We start from the raw sequence: 18,083 nt of genomic DNA on the forward strand, positions 1-18,083 counted from the left end.
GTCTACCCTTTGCGCTGATATAACCATGCCCCATCCGCGCGTTGCGTCCGGGTTACTGCACCAATGTGGTAGAGGTGATTTACATGTGCAACCGCCTCAACCAGCGCAAGGCCATACTCACCCTCGCGAATTGTGCGTTTGAACAGCGGCATAAAGCAGTCAGCGGCAGATTTGGGCTGATCCAGATGAACCAGCAGCCGTTCCAGCGCGCTATGGTGGTTGTCAATCAACTGCTTCATACGCAAGGGCAGACCGGTGAAGGGCAATTTGTGCCCGCCTAAAACCAGATGATCGGGGCGGGCGAGCGCCTGAAGTCTCTCGCAGGACTCCATCCATCCTGACACAGGATCGGCCATGGGTTCGGTCGCATAGACACCCAGATTGGGGCTGATCGAGCTTAGGATCTGATCGCCGCTGAGCACCAGATTGTCATCGCGGCTCCAGAAGGTGGCGTGTTCCGGTGCATGGCCATTGCCCAAATGAACGTCCCAGTCGCGTCCACCCATACGGATCACGTCACCCTGCTTGATCCCGGTAAAACCCAGCGGCATGGGATAGACCGTGTCGGCAAAATTAAAGGGCCGGTCCGCCATCCGTTTGTTCAAAACTTCGGATGCCATGCCCGCGCTGCGATAAAAATCCAGCGTTTCTTGCGGCCAGGTTTCCTGCACATCCAGCGTCAGCATCCGCGCAAACAGCCACGAGGTGCGGCTTGTCACCAGCTCGGCGCCGTGTTCCGTCTGAAACCATCCGGCATTGCCAACATGATCGGGATGATGGTGAGTCACCACCACCCGTCTGATCGGCTTGCCTTTAAGTGGCCCGGCCATCAACGCTTCCCAGATGCGCCGCGTCTTGTTCGAGGACAGCCCTGTATCGATCACGGTCCAGCTGTCGCCATCGTCCAGCGCATAGATATTTACATGATCCAGCGCCATAGGCAGGGGCAGGCGCATCCAGAGAACACCTTGGGCAATCTCGGTGGCTTCGCCCTGCACGGGCGGTTCAGCCCACGGATATCTGATCCCCAAGACGTGATCCCCATCCATCAGGCTGCGAACTCGTCCGTGCTCAGCGCGAAAAGGTCATCCGCCCCGTTCTGCGCCCGCGCCAAGAGGCCCATATGTTCGGGCAACAGGGCGTTGATATAATATTGCGCCAGTTTCGCCCGCGGCCCATCCGGATCGGCAAGGGCTGCGGTCAGGTGATAGTGCCCACCCAACACCCGGGCAAAAGCCTGCAGATAAGCAACTGCGCCTGCAAAGCGGTTATTCAAATCGTCCTGTGCCACCAGCCATTCTGTCGCCTCGCGCAGCGTTTCGGTGGCTTCCCAGACCGGCCCCGCCAGATCAGGCAGAGTTGCACGGGCGCGTTCGGCCTGATCTTCGATCTCATCCAGCAGGTTCGAAGCAGCCTCGCCCCCGTCCATCATCTTCCGCGCCACAAGGTCCATCGCCTGAATGCCGTTGGTGCCCTCGTAGATCGCGGTGACACGCGCATCGCGATAGAACTGTGCCGCTCCAGTTTCCTCAATATATCCCATGCCACCATGCACCTGGACCCCGGTTTCAGCCACACGCATCCCAGTCTGAGTACCAAACGCCTTGCTGATCGGCGTCAACAGCGCAGCCCGCGCTGCCCAATCGGCGTCACCAGTGGCCTCTGCCATATCGATTGCAACCGCATTGGCCAACAGGATCGCGCGCGCGGCATAAACATCAGCACGCATATCCAAAAGCATACGGCGCACATCCGCATGGTCGATAATCGTCCCGGACGGTGTTTTGCCTTGTTTCCGTTCCAGCGCATAGGCCAACGCGTGCTGATAAGCACCTTCGGCCACGCCCACGCCCTGTCCGCCCACACCCAGACGCGCATTGTTCATCATGGTAAACATGGCCGCCATACCGCCATGTTCGGCGCCCACCAGCCAGCCTTTGGCTTTGTCATATTGCATCACGCAGGTGGGCGACCCGTGCAAACCCATCTTGTGTTCCAGCGAAACCACTTTCAGATCGTTGGCCGCGCCCGGATCACCATTTTCATCAGGCAGGAATTTGGGGACAAGGAATAACGAGATCCCTTTGGTGCCGGGCACCCCATCGGGAAGGCGGGCCAGTACCAGATGGCAGACATTCTCGGTGAAATCGGTATCGCCCCACGAGATGAAGATCTTTTGACCGGTGATCGAATATGTCCCGTCACCGTTCGGCTCAGCCTTCGCAGACAACGCGCCGACATCCGACCCGGCCTGAGCTTCGGTCAGGTTCATGGTGCCCGACCATTCCCCCGTCATCATCTTAGGCAGATACAGCGCTTTCAATTCGTCGCTGGCGTGATGGTCCAACGCCTCGATCTGGCCCTGAGACATAAGCGGCGCAAGTTGCAGCGACAGGCAAGCGGCACTCATCATCTCGTTGACCGCCGTGGTGATGGTCATAGGCAACCCCATCCCCCCGTATTCAGGATTACCACTGATCCCGATCCAGCCACCTTCAGCAATAGCCTTCCAGCCATCTGCATATCCCGGAGAAGTTCGCAGCACGCCATTTTCAAGTCGTGCGGGTTCCAGATCACCGGGGCGCTGCAAAGGGGCCATCACCTCTTCGCACATTTTTCCAGCTTCGGTCAGGATCGCATTGACCACATCCCCGCTGGCATCAGCAAATTTATCCGTCGCAGCGACCTGGTCGAACCCGACCACATGGTCCAGCAGGAACTGGTAATCTGAAATTGGGGTGCGGTAGGGCATGATCACTCTCGAAGGCTAACAATTCAGAACATATCGGCAGGCTTGGAATTGTGGGCAAGCGCCGGTAAGCGTATGAGCTTGGATCAATTACCTACTGTCCCCTATGTTTCAAGCAACCAAAACGCGGCGTCACCAGATATGATCTCAACCGGCACTCAGGAATTGACGGCGGATTCCGGCGGTATCGCGCGGGCTGCAGATATGTTGCGGCAGGGCCTTCTGGTCGCTTTCCCGACCGAGACGGTCTACGGTCTGGGCGGCGATGCGCGCAACGGGCAGGCGGTGGCGTCGATCTACGAGGCCAAGGGGCGGCCCAGTTTCAATCCGCTGATCGTACATGTCGCATCGGTCGCCGCGGCGCAACGGTATGTGCTATGGTCAGATCAGGCCGAGCATCTGGCGCAGGCTTTTTGGCCCGGTCCGCTTACCTTGGTTTTGCCCTTGCGCGAAGGGCACGGTATTTCATCGCTGGTGACGGCAGGTTTGGATACGCTGGCCGTGCGGGTTCCGGCACATCCGACAGCGCGCGCGCTGCTGGCCGAATTTGATGGCCCGGTTGCGGCGCCATCGGCAAACCCGTCGGGTCAGATCAGTCCGACAAAGGCAAGTCATGTCTGGTCGGGTCTTGGCGGCAAGATCGCGGCAATTCTGGATGACGGGCCGTGCGGTGTCGGGCTTGAATCTACCATCATCGGTCTGGCTGGGGAACCTGCGCTATTGCGTCCAGGTGGCATCGCGCTGGAGCAGATCGAAGAGACGCTGAAAGCGCGTCTGCATCTGCATCAATCCGGTGATCTTCTGACCGCCCCCGGCCAGTTGCAATCACATTATGCGCCGGACGCTCCGGTCCGTTTGAATGCCGAAACCCGTCAGGGTGACGAGGTGTTGCTGGGATTTGGACAGGTTGAGTGCGACCTGAACTTGTCCACCACTGGCAACCTGACCGAAGCGGCGGCAAATCTGTTTGCGTTTCTGCATCAGCTGAACGAAACCGGGCGACCGATTGCCGTTTCTCCGATACCAGGCACGGGATTGGGGGCGGCAATCAATGACCGGCTGCGGCGCGCGGCAGCACCCCGTGATAGCTGATCAGGCGCGCCCCGCGCTGGCAGAAAGGGTCAGCGGGTCCACGCCCAAAGTAGCCAACGCTGCCTCCCATTTCGCATCATCGGGCACATCGAAAACAAGTTTTGACGTTGCCTCGGTGGTCAACCAGCCGTTCATGGCAATTTCATCCTCAAGCTGACCGGGACCCCAGCCGGAATAACCCAGCGCCAGCATCGAGTTCAGCGGCCCGCTGCCTGACGCCAAATCCTCGAGCACATCAAGTGTCGCCGTCATGCTGAAGTCCTCAGAAATCTGCATTGAATGCAGGTTGGCCTCATAATCGGCGCTGTGAAGAACAAAGCCGCGCGACATCTCGACCGGCCCACCGAAATGCACAAGGCGCTCGCCGACAATCGGAATACGGCAGGCGATGTTTAGCTGACCCAGTAAGGTCTTAATCCGCAGGTCCGAGGGCTTGTTCACAATCAAACCCATCGCACCATCGTCGCCGTGGCTGCACACATACACAACCGAATGGTCGAATCGCGGATCCCCCATACCGGGCATCGCAATCAACAGTTTTCCGGTCAGGTCCATGGGCCGCCATCTCTCTCTCAGAACACCTCAACAATGGCCTCGCAGCATATCCATTGGCAAGAGAACAACAGGTTTTTTGGCGGATTTCATCCCAGTGAACAGAACGTGACTTGGAATCCGGGCCAACACCGCGCATTTAAGAAGGATGAAGATGTCGATGAAACACACTGCCGTCGCCGCACTCGCTTGCCTTAAACTGTCCGCCCCGGTTGCCGCACAGGGTCTGGATGGTGTGGTTCAGCTGGATGTTCTGGATGGCGGCCGGACTGCAAACGGCACTTATCTTACCGCCTTGAAACTGACGCTTGAGGATGGTTGGAAAACCTACTGGCGCGCGCCGGGAGATGCTGGCATCCCGCCGGAAATCAACTGGAAACGCTCAAGCAATGTCGGGCGTGTTGAGATCACATGGCCTGCCCCTGATGTCTTTGATCAGAACGGGTTGCAGTCGATCGGTTACAAGAACCAGCTGGTTCTTCCGATTGAGATTACGCCGCGCAACCCTGCCAAGCCGGTCCGATTGCAGGGCGAAATGGATTTGGGCGTTTGCAAAGACGTTTGTATTCCGGAACGTCTGGGCTTTGACCACACGCTCGACGCCAATGCCGGGCGCCATCCCGCGATTGCCGCCGCACTGGCGCAACGCCCCTATTCCGCAGCCGAAGCTCGCGTGTCCAGTGCCACGTGTCGTCTGACGCCAACGAAGGATGGTATGCGTATCGAAGCACGGGTGACCATGCCATCGGCAGGTGGTCATGAAGTGGCTGTGATCGAACCCGGCAATCCCTCCCTCTGGGCTTCGCAGCCGATTGCGCAACGGCAAGGTGATACGTTGGTGGCCGAGGCCGAGATTATCAATGCATCGGGCACACCCTTTGCGCTGGATCGGTCTGAAATCCGGATTACGGTTCTGGGCGCCAATCACGCAGTTGATATTCAGGGTTGCAGCGCAGGCTGAATTCATGACCCAATCGCCAAAAATCGGTGCCCTGGCCGTTGTTCTGTATCAGGATCAGGTTCTTCTGGTTCAGCGCAGCAAGCAGCCCGACGCAGGGCTGTGGGGGTTTCCCGGTGGCCATGTCGAATGGGGTGAAACCGTATTGGAAGCGGCGCAACGCGAATTGCTGGAAGAAACCTCGGTGATCGCGCAACCGTCACATTATCTGAACAATCTGGACCTTCTGCGCCGAACCCCAGATGGGCTGGTCGTGTCCCATTACCTGTTGGTCGGGGTCGCATGTCAGTATCGCTCGGGCACGCCGAGGGCCGGTGACGACGCACTTGATGCCCGGTGGTTTCCCATTGATCAGATACGCCAAGGCAACCTGCCCATGAGCGCGCGCGTCATAGAGCTAATGGAATATGCCTTGCGTGCGGTTTAAGCACCTGCCGATTTCGTGAGGCGACCATAGAGCATGCCTGAGGCAACAATGCTCAGAATCACAATCGGCACAGCGCCGGCAACAAACGCGCCCAGCCCCATTTTCAATGCGGCAATGCCATCCTCACCGGGGTAAAGGCTTTGTAGCATGGCAAGCGGTGCACCGTTGACGGCGGGCCAGATCATCGTCAAGGCAAACCAGATCCCAAGCATCACGCAGGTTCCGGCCAACGCGCCACGAACAACCTTGTCAGGGGCCCGTGCAGCACGGCGCATGGCTGTCATCGGACGTGCCACGTCATTGAGAATTCCCAGCAAGGCGGGCACAAGCACCAACACCAGCAACATTCCGAAACCAAGCCCGTAGACCAGTGTGATTACAGTCGGTTTCAGAAACTGCGCTTGTTGAGAGCCTTCATATAGTAAGGGTGCAAGCCCAAGAACCGTCGTCAGCGTGGTCAGCATGACAGGTCGCAACCTGTCCGCCGTGCCATCCAGAATCGACGGAATCAACCCGCGATCCTGCTGGTATGCGTCGATCGTGGTCACCAAAACGATCGAGTCGTTGATAATGATCCCTGTCATGCCCAGCAGCCCGACAACCGTGAACATGCTAAGCGGCACCTCCCAGATGTAATGGCCCCAAATCGCCCCGACCAGGCCAAAGGGAATAATCGCCATGACCACAAGGGGCCGTGTCCAGCTGGCAAAAACCCAGGCCAGTACAAGGTAAATACCGGTCAGGCACAGGATCAGACCGTTGCGGGCCTCGGACAGGAACTCGTTTTCCTGTTCGCTCAGACCCGACATGCGCCACTCAACCTGCCTTTCGGCTGCGATATTGGGCAGGATCTCGTCCTGCATCACGCGTTCAATTTCGGCGGCCCGTGCCGGATCGTCTTCCGAAATGTCACCTGTTACCGAAACCACCCTCAGGCCGTTTTCACGCCGAACCGTCGAAAACCCGGACTTGCGCTCGACCGAAACGATATCAGCCAAAGGTACGTAGACCCCATCAGGAGAACGCATTAGAGTTCGTTCCAGAAAATCTGCCGTCAGTTCACCTTCGGGCAGTTCGACACGGATCTCGGCACTGCGCGGCCCGTCGGGGAAGGTTGCGGCCTCAATCCCGTTCAAACGGTTTCGCAAAGCCCGCCCCAGCGTTTCGATCCGAAAGCCCAGCGCCTGACCCTGCGCTGTCAGGTCCAGAAGAAACTCTTCCTTGTCATATGCCAGAGTGTCTTCGAGCGCCGAGACTTCAGGAAACTTCGACAGCGCGGTTTGCAGATCTTCTGATGCGGCTTTCAGGACATTTACGTCCGAGCCATAGAACTGCACGTCGATGGCGTCGCCACCGGGGCCGGACCGCCAACCGCGGAAGCTGATCACCTCGACCTTGGGGTGGCGCGGTACGAAATCCTGTAGCTCGCCCACAAACTCAAAACTCGAATATGGGCGCAGATCGGCGTCGATCAGTTCAATCGAAATGCCCCCCAGCACACTGCCGTCCTTGCCGTCAGCCGCAGCAAGAGCACGCCCGGCATTGCCACCAACCTCGGCCAGGACATAGTCAATTGGATTTCGGCCATGACGCTCTTCGTAGATTCGGCCCAGCTCGTTGGTCGCATCCTGTAGAATTCGCATCATTTCAAGCGTATCTGACCGGGTCGACCCTTCGCGCATGATAAACCCGCCGCTGACTGAGCTGCGTTCAGGTGCGTTGAAGAACCGCCAGTTCACATCGCCGCGAATGAACAATGCAACCTGACTGGCCAGAATAGCAATCATCAACGCGGCGACCACATAACGCGCCCAGATCACCCAAGCGATCAACGGGCGGAACAAGTGATCCCGGACCCAACGAAAGCCACGATTGACGACACGGTTCGGCAGATCGTACCAGTGTTCCTTGGCCGAATGCGCAATTGCGTGCGCCATGTGATTGGGCAGGATCAGGAAGCATTCCACCAGCGACGCAACCAGAACTGCGATCACCGTGAAGGGGATATCGCGGATCAGCTCTCCGAAACGTCCTCCAACCAACGTCAGGCCGAAAAACGCAATCACGGTCGTTACTGTGGCGGCCAGAACCGGCATTGCCATTCGACGGGCGGCACGCTCAGCGGCTTCCACAGGTGTCTCACCCAATCGGCGGGCGCGATAATCGGCGTGCTCTCCCACGACAATCGCATCATCTACGACGATCCCCAAGGTGATGATCAAACCGAACAGGGAAACCATATTCACCGACAAACCGCCCAGATACATCAGTGCAATCGCCGCCGACATCGCCACCGGAATGCCCGCAGCAACCCAAAACGCAATGCGCGCATTCAGAAACAGGAACAACAGGATGACAACCAGCCCCAAACCCATCAGCCCGTTATCCACGAGGATATTCAGCCGGTCGGTAATTGCTTGCGCCCGGGTACGGATAAGATCAATTCTCACACCTTCAGGCAGGCTGGCCTGCATCTCGCGGGCTACATCCTCGACCGTGTGCTGAATACCTATCGCATCTCCCAAGTTCGACCGGTCCACTCTGATGGACATGGCGGGATTGTCGCCCACGTAATAGCTGCGGTGCCGGGTGACGTCTTCGATCCGAATTGTTGCTATGTCACCAACCTTCAGCTTCGACCCATCTTCGTTCACCCGCAGCGCGATGCCTTCGATCTGTTCGGGTGTACGTTTCTCAGTTCCTGCCCGGATACGAGCCCCGGCGCCTTCCACATCGCCCGCAGGATCCGTGGTGACTTCGGCCCCGATCGCCGCCGCGATTTCCGCCATTGAGATATCGTTGGCAATCAATTGCGCTGTGGTGACTTCGACAACGATGCGCGGTGCGGCAATACCCCGGATCGTTGTGCGGGTCACACCCGATGCGAACAAACGATTGACAAGCTCATCCGTCAGTTTCGCCAGCTGAGCAGTATCGGTCGGCCCTGTGATCACCACATCCGTCACCCGATCACGCCACGCACCACGTTGAATCTTGGGCTCCTCAGCGTCTTCCGGCAGATCTGTGACAGCGTCTACGGCGGTCCTAACATCCTCAACAGCACGGGACACATCCCAGTTGGGTTCGAATTCCAGCCTGATCCGGGTCCAGCCCGGATGCGAACTGGCCTCGGTACTGGTCACCCCTTCGACGGCCAGCAGCGCCGGTTCCAGCAACTGCACGATCCCGGCGTCCATGTCCTCGGGCCCGGCACCATCCCAGGTTACGGATACATCGACGCGTTCCAGAATAACGTCCGGAAAGAACTGTGCCCGCATGTTCGGGATTGACGCCGCGCCAAGAACCAGCATGACAAGCAACAGCAGGTTGGCAACTGTCCGATGCCGCGTGAAGTAACTGAGAATGCCGCCCGCCGCGCCAGGTATCTCGCGCATCATGGCGTTTATCCCCCAGCCCTGGTTTCAATACTGCGCACCAAAGATGTCGGCACACGAGCTTCGCGCAGCCGGGTTAGAACCTGCGTCTTTTCCTTCGGAGGCATCGCACTGTTCGCTTCGACTTGAGCTACAAGTTCGGCTCGTTTCTCGTCCGTCAGCTCGACCATTCCGGGGTCTGCACCCGCCTCAAGTCGCAGGGGCCGCACCCGCACGCCCGACCCAAGCAGGGGGGTTCGCCCGACGACAACCTCTCGCCCTTCCAATCCGTCGCCCCGCAGCAGAACTTCGTCCCCCTGGCGACGGATCAGCTGAACCGGCAGGCTTTCCAATCGATCGTCAGGACCAAGCACAAGAACTGTTCCAGATGCATCAAGGACCGAGGACGGCAACCGGTAAACTCCGGCAAGAGGTTGCTCCTGAACAGAGACCGTAACGAAATCCCCGGGTTTGAACCCAGATGCCTCTTGCAAGCGGGCATAGATCAACCGCCCGGTCTGGCCTTCACCGGCAGACCCGCTGTCGCGACTAATCTGGCCAATCGCAGTCAGATCGGCGCCTGTCACTTCAAGCGATATTGTGACCGGCGCATTGATCAGACGATCACCGCCATCGAGAAGCCGCACATATTGCGCAGTCGACACCCGAAATGCCACCTCAAGGTCGTTGGAATCGACCAGTTCGGCCAGCTTTTCATTTGCCGAAACCAGCCGCCCTTCCACAAGCGTCACATCCGTTAAAGTGCCGCCAAAGCCTGCCCGGATTGTCATGTCGCCCAGATCGCGTTCCGCGGCTTCCAGTGCAATCATGGCTCTGGCCAACAGGGTTGATGCCTGATCCACACGGGATTCAGCCTGTGCCAGCACAATACGCCGCGCCAGAACGGCCTGTTGCGACGATGCGGCGGCCAGTTCGGCCTCTTCCACGCTGGCGGCGGCCCCCACGCCCCGTGATTCCAGATCCCGTTGGCGTTGCAACGCCCTTTGCCGCAGTTCCGCCTGAGCCTCGGCCGATTTAAGCTCGTCCTGCGCCAGCAGCAATGAGCGTTCTGCATCGCGCTCTTCAAACTGAGCGTCCAAGAGATCAGACTTGGCCCGATCCAGCGCGGATTGTGCATCTGCCGGATCCAGTTCGACCAGCACTTCGCCAGCCTCAACAATTCCACCATCTTCAAAATCTTCGGCCAGCGCGACAACGCGACCGCCGAGCGCCGCGCGCAGCTCCAGCCTGCGGCGGCTTTGAACCTCTCCGAAAGCTTCAAGATATGGGGTTACGGTTTCCGCCTCGGCAGGCCGAACTGCAACAGCAAAGACCCTTTCTCGTGCTGGCGGTGTTGCGCCCTCACGCGTCAAAGCCTCCTGAACGGCCCCAACGATCATCTGTGCAGCAACGAACAACAAAGCCAGCGCCAGAAACGCCAGAAAAACACCGACAAGACTATGCCGCAGAAATCGCATCGATCAGTTACCCCGGTTGCACCACGCTGCCGTCCACAACATGTAGCTGGATCAGGAAATATGCCAAGCCACAAGGCGGTTATACGGAATGGAACGTATGACCAGTCTACTTCCGTCGCAGATGTTCGTCCAATCTGGGCATTATTTCCACAAAATTGCACGGGCGATGGCGATAATCGAACTGTTTTTCCAAAATACCGTCCCACGCATCCTTGCAGGCCCCCGGGCTGCCGGGCAAGGCGAACAGATATGTCCCCCCGGCAACGCCCCCCGTCGCCCGCGATTGCACTGCGGAAGTTCCAATCTTCTCCATCGAGATGATCGTGAAGACGGTGCCAAAGGCTTCGATCTCTTTTTCATAAACATCGCGATGCGCCTCGACGGTGACATCGCGCCCGGTCAGACCCGTACCGCCGGTCGAAATCACGACGTCGATCTGTTCATCCGCCACCCACGCGCGCAACTGATCTACGATCTGTTTGCGCTCGTCCCGAATTATTCTCCGATCCGCGACGACATGGCCCGCCTTTTCGATCCGGTCCACCAATGTCTGACCCGAGCGGTCCTCTTCCAGCGATCTGGTATCCGAGACAGTCAGTACGGCGATCTTAACCGGGATGAACTCCATGGTTTCGTCAATGCGCGACATGTGGTGTCAGGCCCTTTCCAGGATGGCAAGCCGGACCGCAAGGGCCGAAAAAATACCCCCTGTAATCCAGCCCAGAATACGTGAAGCGCGCGGATTCGAGACCAGATGACGCCCCGCGCTTCCGGCGAATACACCAACCAGCCCGTTCACCACGAACCCGCCGATGCCTATGATTGCACCGAAGACCAAAAACTGCACCAGGACCGATCCCCGCGACGGGTCTACAAACTGCGGGATAAAGGCAAGAACGAACAGAATAACCTTGGGGTTCGTCAGATTGACAAGCATCCCGTCCCGAAAAGACAACCGGGTCGGTTTAACGGGTGCCTCGGCTGACACTGCGCCATTTCGAACGGCACCCCAGGCCAAGTACAGCAGGTATGCAACACCAACCCAGCGAATGACATCAAACAGCCATGGCAAGGTCGCAACCGCCGCGCCAAGGCCCAGCCCAGCCAGAAGGACCTGTATCATTCCACCCGCGGAAATCCCGGCACTTGCGGCAATTGCTGCGTGCGGACCTGATCGCAAACCCTGGCCGAAACAGAACATCATATCCGCGCCCGGTGTCAGGTTCAGCGCCAGCGCAGCGGGAATGAAGGCCAGCAGCGTTACCAACTCAATCATACGGCGACCTCGAACCAGTTTACCTTGGGACCAAGGTTGGCGATCCGGGTGCGACCGATCGAGCCGCGATATCCCCAGCTGTCGTGAATATGGCCGCAAAACGTGAAACGAGGCTGTATCCGCTCGATCGCGTTTCGAACAGCGACCGAACCAACAGCCATGCCCTGCGAGGTCACATCCCCATGACCCTTGGGCGGCGAGTGCGAAATCAGAATATCTGCTCCGCCGCAGCGCGCCAGCAGTTCGGCGGCCTCACCTTCGGTCAGATCACAGGACCAATCACCAAACGGTGTGGGTGGAACACCGTAGCCAAGCCCGAACAGGCGCAATCCATCCACTGTCATTCCCGTTCCATGCAGAACATGCACACCCTCGGGCACAGCTTTGCCCAGATCCTCTGCGCTTTCTGCATTCCCGGGTATCAGGACCAGCGGCGCTGAAACGCCCGAAAGCATTTGCATCGCCTCATCCAGACCCTGCCGCATGTTGCAATAGTCCCCTGCGCCGATGACCAGGTCGGCATCAGCGCTGGCGGCTACCAGATCAGCGGCGCGGTTGCGCGCCATATGAAGATCGGAAAACGCCAAGACCTTCATGACTCACCTCGCAGCCGGGCTTTCAACTCCAGCAGATCAGCCCAAGCCTGCCGCTTCATTTGCGGCTGGCGCAGCAAATAAGCTGGATGAAACATCAGGATCACAGGCAGGCCCATCGCCTGATCCCACTGGCCGCGCAATCGGGTAATCCCGCGTTTGCCCAGAACAGCCTGACAGCTGATATTGCCCATCACCACCAGAATCTCGGGCCGGGCCAGCGCCACGTGACGTTCCAGAAACGGCTTCATCATCCCGATTTCTTCGGGCTTTGGGTCACGGTTCTGTGGGGGCCGCCATGGCAGCACGTTAGTGATATAGACGTTCTGTCGGCGATCCAGATCAATCGCAGCCAGCATGCGATCCAGCAACTGGCCTGCGCGCCCGACAAAGGGTTTGCCCTCGCGGTCTTCGTCGCGGCCCGGTGCCTCACCGATGATCATCACCCGGGCACCGGGCGTTCCATCAGCAAAAACCAACTGCCGCGCCCCGCGCTTCAGCTCGCAGTGATCAAAAGCTTCCATCGCATCGCGCAGCTGATCCAGTGACCCCGCCCCCTTGGCTGCTGCTTGCGCAACCATTACCGGGTCGGCCTGTCCGGGCTTTGACGGGATGGCTGCCGCAACCTCTGCCTTCTTGGGCTTTGGTGACATATCCGGCACCGAATATCGATCAACCGGAGCGTCCCCGATTGCCTCGGTCACGCCCAGTTCGACCTGCCATTCCAGCAAGGCCCGTGCAGAGTAATAGTCCAAGCCCGATTCCATATGGATAATTTACCCGCCTGAGGGCTGATGGAAAGCGAATTGGGCTTGATTGGTCGCTCTGTCGCGCCGACCATCAGGGCACGATGCTCAGAACCTTGCGAATCCTCCTGATCGGGCTTGGGCTGGTGCTTACCTGCGATCCGGTATTGGCGACGTTCCACGACGCACAGGGCCAATGCCGTGCGGGCCAGTTCAAATGCGGCACCACCTGTTGTTCAGGTGGTCAAAGATGCAGCTTTGATGGGCATTGCATACCGCTGGGCGGCACCTATTGCGGTGGCGGGCGCAGTTGCGGCCCGTTTGAACGCTGCGTGGCGGGAGGAGCGCGTTGTGCACCCGCAGGCGCGAACAAATGCACATCGCGTCTGGATTGCCCCGGTGACAGTTTTTGCAATGGGCGCGGCGAATGTGAACGGACCATACCAGATCCGGGTTCGGCCCCTCCCACGATATGCGAGGATGGCCGCACCTGCGCGCGCGGCTCGTCCTGCTTGCCGGGCGGGGGGTGTTCCCGTCCGGGATGGTTCCTGTGCGAGGAAACAGGCTCGCAGTGCCGTCCGGGATTCAAATGCTCGGCCCATCAGGGTTGCGTGCCGATCAAAGCCATCGACTGCGGATACGGCAAATGGTGCAAACCGGGTGAACAATGCCTGCCAGAGGGTGGCTGCGAAAAACTGCCAGAGGGTTCTGATCCTTAGGTTGCTTTGCCCCGCGTGGCTTTCTATAAGCGGCCCGATTGTCAGACAGGAGCCCGCCCATGCGTTTCGCCCATCGTCACCTTCTTGGCATCGAGCATCTGTCGCAATCCGATATCACCGAAATTCTCGATCTGGCCGAAACCTATGTCGACATGAACCGCCAGTCGACCAAGCATTCGGACGTTCTGTCGGGGCTGACCCAGATCAACATGTTCTTTGAAAACTCGACCCGAACGCAGGCAAGCTTCGAGCTGGCTGGCAAGCGTCTGGGCGCGGACGTGATGAACATGGCGATGCAGGCCAGTTCGATCAAAAAGGGTGAGACGTTGATCGACACTGCGCTGACCCTGAACGCGATGCATCCCGACCTTTTGGTGGTGCGTCACCCGCATTCGGGCGCGGTCGATCTGCTGGCGCAAAAAGTCAACTGTGCCGTGTTGAACGCGGGCGACGGGCGGCATGAACATCCGACACAAGCTTTGCTGGACGCGCTGACGATCCGCCGCGCAAAAGGTCGCCTGCACCGTCTGAACATCGCCATTTGCGGCGATGTCGCGCACTCCCGTGTTGCACGCTCCAACCTGATCCTGCTGGGGAAGATGGAAAACCGCATTCGTCTGATCGGCCCGCCCACACTCGTGCCGTCGCAATTCGCCGAGTTCGGGGCCGAGGTATATGACGACATGAACGAAGGCCTCAAAGACGTCGATGTGGTCATGATGCTGCGCCTTCAGAAAGAACGAATGGATGGGGGCTTCATCCCGTCAGAGCGCGAATACTACCACCGTTATGGCCTGAACGTGGAAAAGCTGGCACTGGCCAAGCCCGATGCCATCGTCATGCACCCCGGCCCGATGAACCGGGGGGTTGAGATCGACGGAACCCTGGCTGATGACATCAATCGATCCGTCATACAGGAGCAGGTGGAGATGGGGGTCGCTGTCCGCATGGCCGCCATGGACCTTCTGGCCCGAAACCTGCGCGAGGTTGCATGAGCAATCTGACCGTCGCCCCTCATGAACGCGGCGTCCTGCGCCTGTTGACGCTGGACATGCGCCCGGAAGAGGCGAAGTTCCTGCGCGAACCGGGGGCTGCCGAACAGGTGCTTGGCGTCGACGGGCTGGACCCCGAGCACATCGACATCTTTCCGGTATCCGACCTCGAAGAACTTGGGCTTTACGGCTATCTGAACGAAGGGTGCGGCGTGTCAGAAGATCAGTTGGACCGTGCCGCGCTGGCGCTGATCGACGGATGGGTCATGGTTCTGCGCAGCGCGGCGTTCAAAAACCGGGCCACGACCCTTGAACCCGATCCCCGGCTTCACATGATTGGTCTTTTCACGGAAGAGGCGACCAATTGGACCGGCGGAACGATCGAAACAGAAAGCGCCAAGCCTTTCTCGGCCCCGCAAACCGCGCCGGTTGACAACAAACCGCTCCGCATAGGCTCGGCTGTTATGGCATTGGTAGCACTTTTGATCACCGGAGGGATTCTGTGGCTGATCCTGTAGTCTTTGCCCCGGACAAGGGCGCGTATATCCGCACCAATGCATGGCTTGCGGCGGCTGCCATGGCCGGTGCAATGGCTGTGTTGTGGTTGACCGGCAACCCTTATGTCTGGACCGGAGCACCTGCCGGCCTCGCCGCAATTGGCATCCGCGCGTGGTATCTGGCATCGGAAGAACTGGCCGCTAACTGGGAGATGACCGAAACTTTGTTGACCGGTCCCGGCCCACGCAAAGTACCGTTGAATCAGGTCGAGGCGGTCAAAACCATGGGCAGTTTCGTACAAGTCGTTACCAAGGGCGGCGACAAACACCTGATCAAGTATCAGGCCGATCCCGCCGCCACGAAGGCTGCCATCGAAAGGGCTGTTCCATGATTACCGTTCTTTTCACCAACGCACGCCTGATCGATCCCGAAGCCGGAACAGAGTCTACTGGCTGGTTGCAGGTGAACGATGGCCGGATTAGCGCCCGAGGCGAAGGAAGCGCGCCGAGTACTGAGGGGCATATCGTAGATTGCAACGGCAAGTGCCTCGCCCCTGGTATCATCGATATTGGCGTCAAGGTCTGTGAACCCGGTGAACGTCATAAGGAAAGCTATCGGTCAGCAGGACTTGCTGCCGCGGCTGGTGGTGTCACGACGATTGTCACCCGACCGGATACTCTGCCAGCAGTCGACACACCGGAAACGCTGGAATTCGCGACACGCCGGGCGCAGGCCGATGCGCCAGTCAATGTTCTGCCGATGGCTGCCCTGACCAAAGGACGCGAAGGGCGCGAGATGACTGAAATCGGGTTTCTGATGGACGCGGGCGCGATCGCCTTCACCGATTGCGATCACGTCATCACCAATACCAAGGTGTTTTCCCGCGCCCTGACCTATGCGAAGTCCTGTGGCGCGCTTGTGATAGCCCACCCGCAAGAGCCGGGGCTGAGCGCCGGGGCCTCAGCGACCAGCGGCAAGTTTGCGGCATTGCGCGGCCTGCCCGCAGTATCATCGATGGCAGAGCGGATGGGGCTGGACCGCGACATTGCCCTGCTGGAGATGACCGGCGCCGCCTATCACGCCGACCAGATCACCACGGCCCGTGCGCTGCCTGCACTGGAGCGCGCCAAGCGCAATGGGTTGGATATAACCGCAGGGACGTCGATCCACCACCTGACGTTGAACGAGCTTGACGTGGCCGACTATCGCACCTTCTTTAAGGTCAAGCCGCCGCTGCGATCAGAAGATGACAGGCAGGCGGTTATCGAAGCCGTTCGCACCGGGCTGATCGATATCATCAGCTCGATGCACACCCCTCAGGACGAAGAAAGCAAACGCCTGCCGTTTGAAGAAGCGGCCTCGGGTGCAGTCGCGCTGGAAACGCTTCTGCCCGCGGCCTTGCGCCTGTACCACGCAGGCCAGCTGGATCTGCCGACGCTGTTTCGGGCCATGGCCCTCAACCCGGCCAAACGGCTTGGCCTGGACACCGGTCGCCTGTCGCAAGGCGCACCAGCGGATCTGGTTCTGTTCGACCCGGATGTGCCTTTTGTGCTTGATCGGTTTGCACTAAAATCAAAATCTCAGAACACTCCATTTGACGGCCAGCGGATGCAAGGTAAGGTCATTTCGACCTATGTAGCAGGTAATGAAGTGTTCCGGAGACCCTGATGCCCCCAATCGACAACTCAACTAGCGAACTGCTCCAATGGGCGGTGGTTGGATATCTGATGGGCTCTATTCCCTTCGGCCTGTTGCTGGCCAAGTTCATGGGGTTGGGAAATCTGCGCGAGATCGGTTCCGGCAATATCGGAGCAACCAACGTCCTGCGTACCGGCAACAAGACCGCTGCGGCGCTGACCCTGCTGTTTGACGCAGGCAAGGGCGCGGCAGCCGTTCTGATTGCGCGTGCCTATGCGGGTGAAGATGCGGCCCAGGTTGCTGCACTTTTGGCGTTTCTGGGCCATTGCTTTCCGGTTTGGCTGGGCTTCAAGGGCGGCAAGGGCGTGGCGACCTTCCTGGGGCTTTGGCTGGCGCTCGACTGGCGCGTCGGTGTTGCCTGCTGCCTTACCTGGCTGGTCGCGGCGGCAATCTGGCGGATATCCTCGGTTGGTGCACTGGCAGCCGCTGCGCTTTCCACAACCTGGGTGCTGTTGCTGACAAACGGGACTACATTTATCCTTGGGATAATTCTGACACTTCTTGTCTACTGGCGGCACAGCTCGAACGTTGCGCGGATCAAGGCCGGAACGGAACCCAGAATCGGAAAACCGTGACCGCGTCAGACGCGTTTCTGTCTGCGCTTTTTGCACTGCCCTTGGGCAGTTTCACCGGAACCTTCGGCGGCCGGCGCTATGTTGTTGTGCGTCAACTAATGGCGGGTGGTAAATCCCACAAGCTGGTCGCGCACGAGCTAGGCGGAACCGACTATATCAGCCTGAATCTGTATCAGACCATGGGAAGCGGCGCGTTGCTGCGACCCTGCGAAATGCCCGCAAACAAAGTTATCGCTTTTGTTCTGAACTTAAAGCCGGACGCCTGAGGTGGCTCGGCAAAAAAGAACAGTGGCTCTATCACCTGCGCACAATCACAAATCATTGTTTTGAACGTGATCAGCCCGCTTCCCAAATCG

The 18,083-nt window shown here is 59.0% G+C and carries 19 protein-coding genes; 10 read left to right on the plus strand and 9 right to left on the minus strand.

All coding sequences use genetic code 11. From position 1 onward, the window contains the following. Nucleotides 1-2: 2 nt before the first annotated feature. Both I9182_RS14055 and I9182_RS14060 read right to left on the minus strand, forming a co-directional pair. Nucleotides 3-1,049, minus strand: a complete 1,047-nt coding sequence (locus I9182_RS14055) for an MBL fold metallo-hydrolase (RefSeq protein ID WP_209598677.1) — start codon at nucleotides 1,047-1,049, stop codon at nucleotides 3-5. Continuing rightward, nucleotides 1,049-2,752: an acyl-CoA dehydrogenase gene (locus tag I9182_RS14060; RefSeq protein ID WP_209598678.1), complete on the minus strand. Its 1,704-nt coding sequence runs from the start codon at nucleotides 2,750-2,752 to the stop codon at nucleotides 1,049-1,051. The genes I9182_RS14055 and I9182_RS14060 overlap by 1 nt, the downstream gene beginning before the upstream one ends. 138 nt (nucleotides 2,753-2,890) lie before the next feature. On the opposite strand from I9182_RS14060, the gene I9182_RS14065 reads away from it, so the two are divergent. Next, a complete protein-coding gene (locus I9182_RS14065) occupies nucleotides 2,891-3,841 on the plus strand; it encodes an L-threonylcarbamoyladenylate synthase (protein ID WP_209598679.1) in 951 nt (316 codons plus the stop codon). On the opposite strand, the gene I9182_RS14070 is transcribed toward I9182_RS14065, so the two are convergent. Then, nucleotides 3,842-4,396 carry a YqgE/AlgH family protein gene (locus I9182_RS14070; RefSeq protein ID WP_209506616.1) on the minus strand — a complete coding sequence of 185 codons (555 nt, stop codon included), beginning with the start codon at nucleotides 4,394-4,396 and terminating at the stop codon, nucleotides 3,842-3,844. A gap of 157 nt (nucleotides 4,397-4,553) precedes the next feature. Between I9182_RS14070 and I9182_RS14075 the strand changes: the two genes are divergently transcribed. Together I9182_RS14075 and I9182_RS14080 are read left to right on the plus strand one after the other, a co-directional pair. Further along, a complete protein-coding gene (locus I9182_RS14075; RefSeq protein WP_245222644.1) occupies nucleotides 4,554-5,354 on the plus strand; it encodes a protein-disulfide reductase DsbD domain-containing protein in 801 nt (266 codons plus the stop codon). A gap of 4 nt (nucleotides 5,355-5,358) precedes the next feature. Beyond that, complete coding sequence (locus I9182_RS14080) at nucleotides 5,359-5,778, plus strand: NUDIX hydrolase (protein ID WP_209506618.1); 420 nt, start codon at nucleotides 5,359-5,361, stop codon at nucleotides 5,776-5,778. Here I9182_RS14080 and I9182_RS14085 read toward each other — a convergent pair. The 6 genes from I9182_RS14085 to I9182_RS14110 form a co-directional block, all read right to left on the minus strand. Then, nucleotides 5,775-9,176 carry an efflux RND transporter permease subunit gene (locus tag I9182_RS14085; protein WP_209598681.1) on the minus strand — a complete coding sequence of 1,134 codons (3,402 nt, stop codon included), beginning with the start codon at nucleotides 9,174-9,176 and terminating at the stop codon, nucleotides 5,775-5,777. The two genes, I9182_RS14080 and I9182_RS14085, sit on opposite strands and share 4 nt — an antisense overlap. Nucleotides 9,177-9,181: 5 nt before the next feature. After that, nucleotides 9,182-10,630, minus strand: a complete 1,449-nt coding sequence (locus I9182_RS14090) for an HlyD family efflux transporter periplasmic adaptor subunit (RefSeq protein WP_209598682.1) — start codon at nucleotides 10,628-10,630, stop codon at nucleotides 9,182-9,184. A gap of 106 nt (nucleotides 10,631-10,736) precedes the next feature. Continuing rightward, the gene (gene moaB, locus I9182_RS14095; protein ID WP_209506621.1) at nucleotides 10,737-11,279 is read right to left on the minus strand and encodes a molybdenum cofactor biosynthesis protein B; all 543 of its coding nucleotides are present in this window, start codon (nucleotides 11,277-11,279) and stop codon (nucleotides 10,737-10,739) included. Nucleotides 11,280-11,285: 6 nt separating this feature from the next. Then, nucleotides 11,286-11,906, minus strand: coding sequence for a LysE family translocator (locus I9182_RS14100; protein WP_209598683.1), 621 nt, complete (start codon nucleotides 11,904-11,906; stop codon nucleotides 11,286-11,288). Continuing rightward, nucleotides 11,903-12,502, minus strand: coding sequence for a metallophosphoesterase family protein (locus I9182_RS14105; protein WP_209598684.1), 600 nt, complete (start codon nucleotides 12,500-12,502; stop codon nucleotides 11,903-11,905). Before I9182_RS14105 ends, I9182_RS14100 begins: the two co-directional genes overlap by 4 nt. Next, nucleotides 12,499-13,266 carry a uracil-DNA glycosylase gene (locus tag I9182_RS14110; RefSeq protein ID WP_209598685.1) on the minus strand — a complete coding sequence of 256 codons (768 nt, stop codon included), beginning with the start codon at nucleotides 13,264-13,266 and terminating at the stop codon, nucleotides 12,499-12,501. The genes I9182_RS14105 and I9182_RS14110 overlap by 4 nt, the downstream gene beginning before the upstream one ends. Before the next feature lie 95 nt (nucleotides 13,267-13,361). Between I9182_RS14110 and I9182_RS14115 the strand changes: the two genes are divergently transcribed. The 7 genes from I9182_RS14115 to I9182_RS14145 are packed head-to-tail and all read left to right on the plus strand — an operon-like array spanning nucleotide 13,362 to nucleotide 17,993. Beyond that, nucleotides 13,362-13,964, plus strand: a complete 603-nt coding sequence (locus I9182_RS14115) for a scavenger receptor class F, member 2 (protein ID WP_245222645.1) — start codon at nucleotides 13,362-13,364, stop codon at nucleotides 13,962-13,964. 59 nt (nucleotides 13,965-14,023) lie between these two features. Further along, on the plus strand, nucleotides 14,024-14,959 hold the full coding sequence (locus I9182_RS14120; RefSeq protein ID WP_209598687.1) for an aspartate carbamoyltransferase catalytic subunit: 936 nt from the start codon (nucleotides 14,024-14,026) through the stop codon (nucleotides 14,957-14,959). Further along, nucleotides 14,956-15,474 (plus strand): hypothetical protein, encoded by a 519-nt coding sequence (locus I9182_RS14125; protein WP_209598688.1) that lies wholly within the window; start codon nucleotides 14,956-14,958, stop codon nucleotides 15,472-15,474. The genes I9182_RS14120 and I9182_RS14125 overlap by 4 nt, the downstream gene beginning before the upstream one ends. Next, entirely contained in the window at nucleotides 15,459-15,845 is a 387-nt protein-coding gene (locus I9182_RS14130) for a hypothetical protein (RefSeq protein WP_209598689.1), read from the plus strand. Before I9182_RS14125 ends, I9182_RS14130 begins: the two co-directional genes overlap by 16 nt. Next, nucleotides 15,842-17,122: a dihydroorotase gene (gene pyrC / locus I9182_RS14135; RefSeq protein ID WP_209598690.1), complete on the plus strand. Its 1,281-nt coding sequence runs from the start codon at nucleotides 15,842-15,844 to the stop codon at nucleotides 17,120-17,122. Before I9182_RS14130 ends, pyrC begins: the two co-directional genes overlap by 4 nt. After that, a complete protein-coding gene (plsY, locus tag I9182_RS14140; protein WP_209506631.1) occupies nucleotides 17,122-17,727 on the plus strand; it encodes a glycerol-3-phosphate 1-O-acyltransferase PlsY in 606 nt (201 codons plus the stop codon). Before pyrC ends, plsY begins: the two co-directional genes overlap by 1 nt. Then, nucleotides 17,724-17,993, plus strand: a complete 270-nt coding sequence (locus tag I9182_RS14145) for a hypothetical protein (protein WP_209598691.1) — start codon at nucleotides 17,724-17,726, stop codon at nucleotides 17,991-17,993. The genes plsY and I9182_RS14145 overlap by 4 nt, the downstream gene beginning before the upstream one ends. The last annotated feature ends 90 nt before the right edge of the window (nucleotides 17,994-18,083 follow it).

Origin of the sequence: Ruegeria sp. HKCCSP351, from assembly GCF_017872535.1 — a bacterium.
GTDB lineage: Bacteria > Pseudomonadota > Alphaproteobacteria > Rhodobacterales > Rhodobacteraceae > Ruegeria.

What these genes read in the sequence shown, in the direction of transcription:
- I9182_RS14055 (WP_209598677.1), bottom strand. Translation starts at nt 1,049, where the DNA reads ATGGATGGGGATCACGTCTTGGGGATCAGATATCCGTGGGCTGAACCG.
- I9182_RS14060 (WP_209598678.1), bottom strand. Translation starts at nt 2,752, where the DNA reads ATGCCCTACCGCACCCCAATTTCAGATTACCAGTTCCTGCTGGACCAT.
- I9182_RS14065 (WP_209598679.1), top strand. Translation starts at nt 2,891, where the DNA reads ATGATCTCAACCGGCACTCAGGAATTGACGGCGGATTCCGGCGGTATC.
- I9182_RS14070 (WP_209506616.1), bottom strand. Translation starts at nt 4,396, where the DNA reads ATGGACCTGACCGGAAAACTGTTGATTGCGATGCCCGGTATGGGGGAT.
- I9182_RS14075 (WP_245222644.1), top strand. Translation starts at nt 4,554, where the DNA reads ATGAAACACACTGCCGTCGCCGCACTCGCTTGCCTTAAACTGTCCGCC.
- I9182_RS14080 (WP_209506618.1), top strand. Translation starts at nt 5,359, where the DNA reads ATGACCCAATCGCCAAAAATCGGTGCCCTGGCCGTTGTTCTGTATCAG.
- I9182_RS14085 (WP_209598681.1), bottom strand. Translation starts at nt 9,176, where the DNA reads ATGATGCGCGAGATACCTGGCGCGGCGGGCGGCATTCTCAGTTACTTC.
- I9182_RS14090 (WP_209598682.1), bottom strand. Translation starts at nt 10,630, where the DNA reads ATGCGATTTCTGCGGCATAGTCTTGTCGGTGTTTTTCTGGCGTTTCTG.
- moaB (WP_209506621.1), bottom strand. Translation starts at nt 11,279, where the DNA reads ATGTCGCGCATTGACGAAACCATGGAGTTCATCCCGGTTAAGATCGCC.
- I9182_RS14100 (WP_209598683.1), bottom strand. Translation starts at nt 11,906, where the DNA reads ATGATTGAGTTGGTAACGCTGCTGGCCTTCATTCCCGCTGCGCTGGCG.
- I9182_RS14105 (WP_209598684.1), bottom strand. Translation starts at nt 12,502, where the DNA reads ATGAAGGTCTTGGCGTTTTCCGATCTTCATATGGCGCGCAACCGCGCC.
- I9182_RS14110 (WP_209598685.1), bottom strand. Translation starts at nt 13,266, where the DNA reads ATGGAATCGGGCTTGGACTATTACTCTGCACGGGCCTTGCTGGAATGG.
- I9182_RS14120 (WP_209598687.1), top strand. Translation starts at nt 14,024, where the DNA reads ATGCGTTTCGCCCATCGTCACCTTCTTGGCATCGAGCATCTGTCGCAA.
- I9182_RS14125 (WP_209598688.1), top strand. Translation starts at nt 14,956, where the DNA reads ATGAGCAATCTGACCGTCGCCCCTCATGAACGCGGCGTCCTGCGCCTG.
- pyrC (WP_209598690.1), top strand. Translation starts at nt 15,842, where the DNA reads ATGATTACCGTTCTTTTCACCAACGCACGCCTGATCGATCCCGAAGCC.
- plsY (WP_209506631.1), top strand. Translation starts at nt 17,122, where the DNA reads ATGCCCCCAATCGACAACTCAACTAGCGAACTGCTCCAATGGGCGGTG.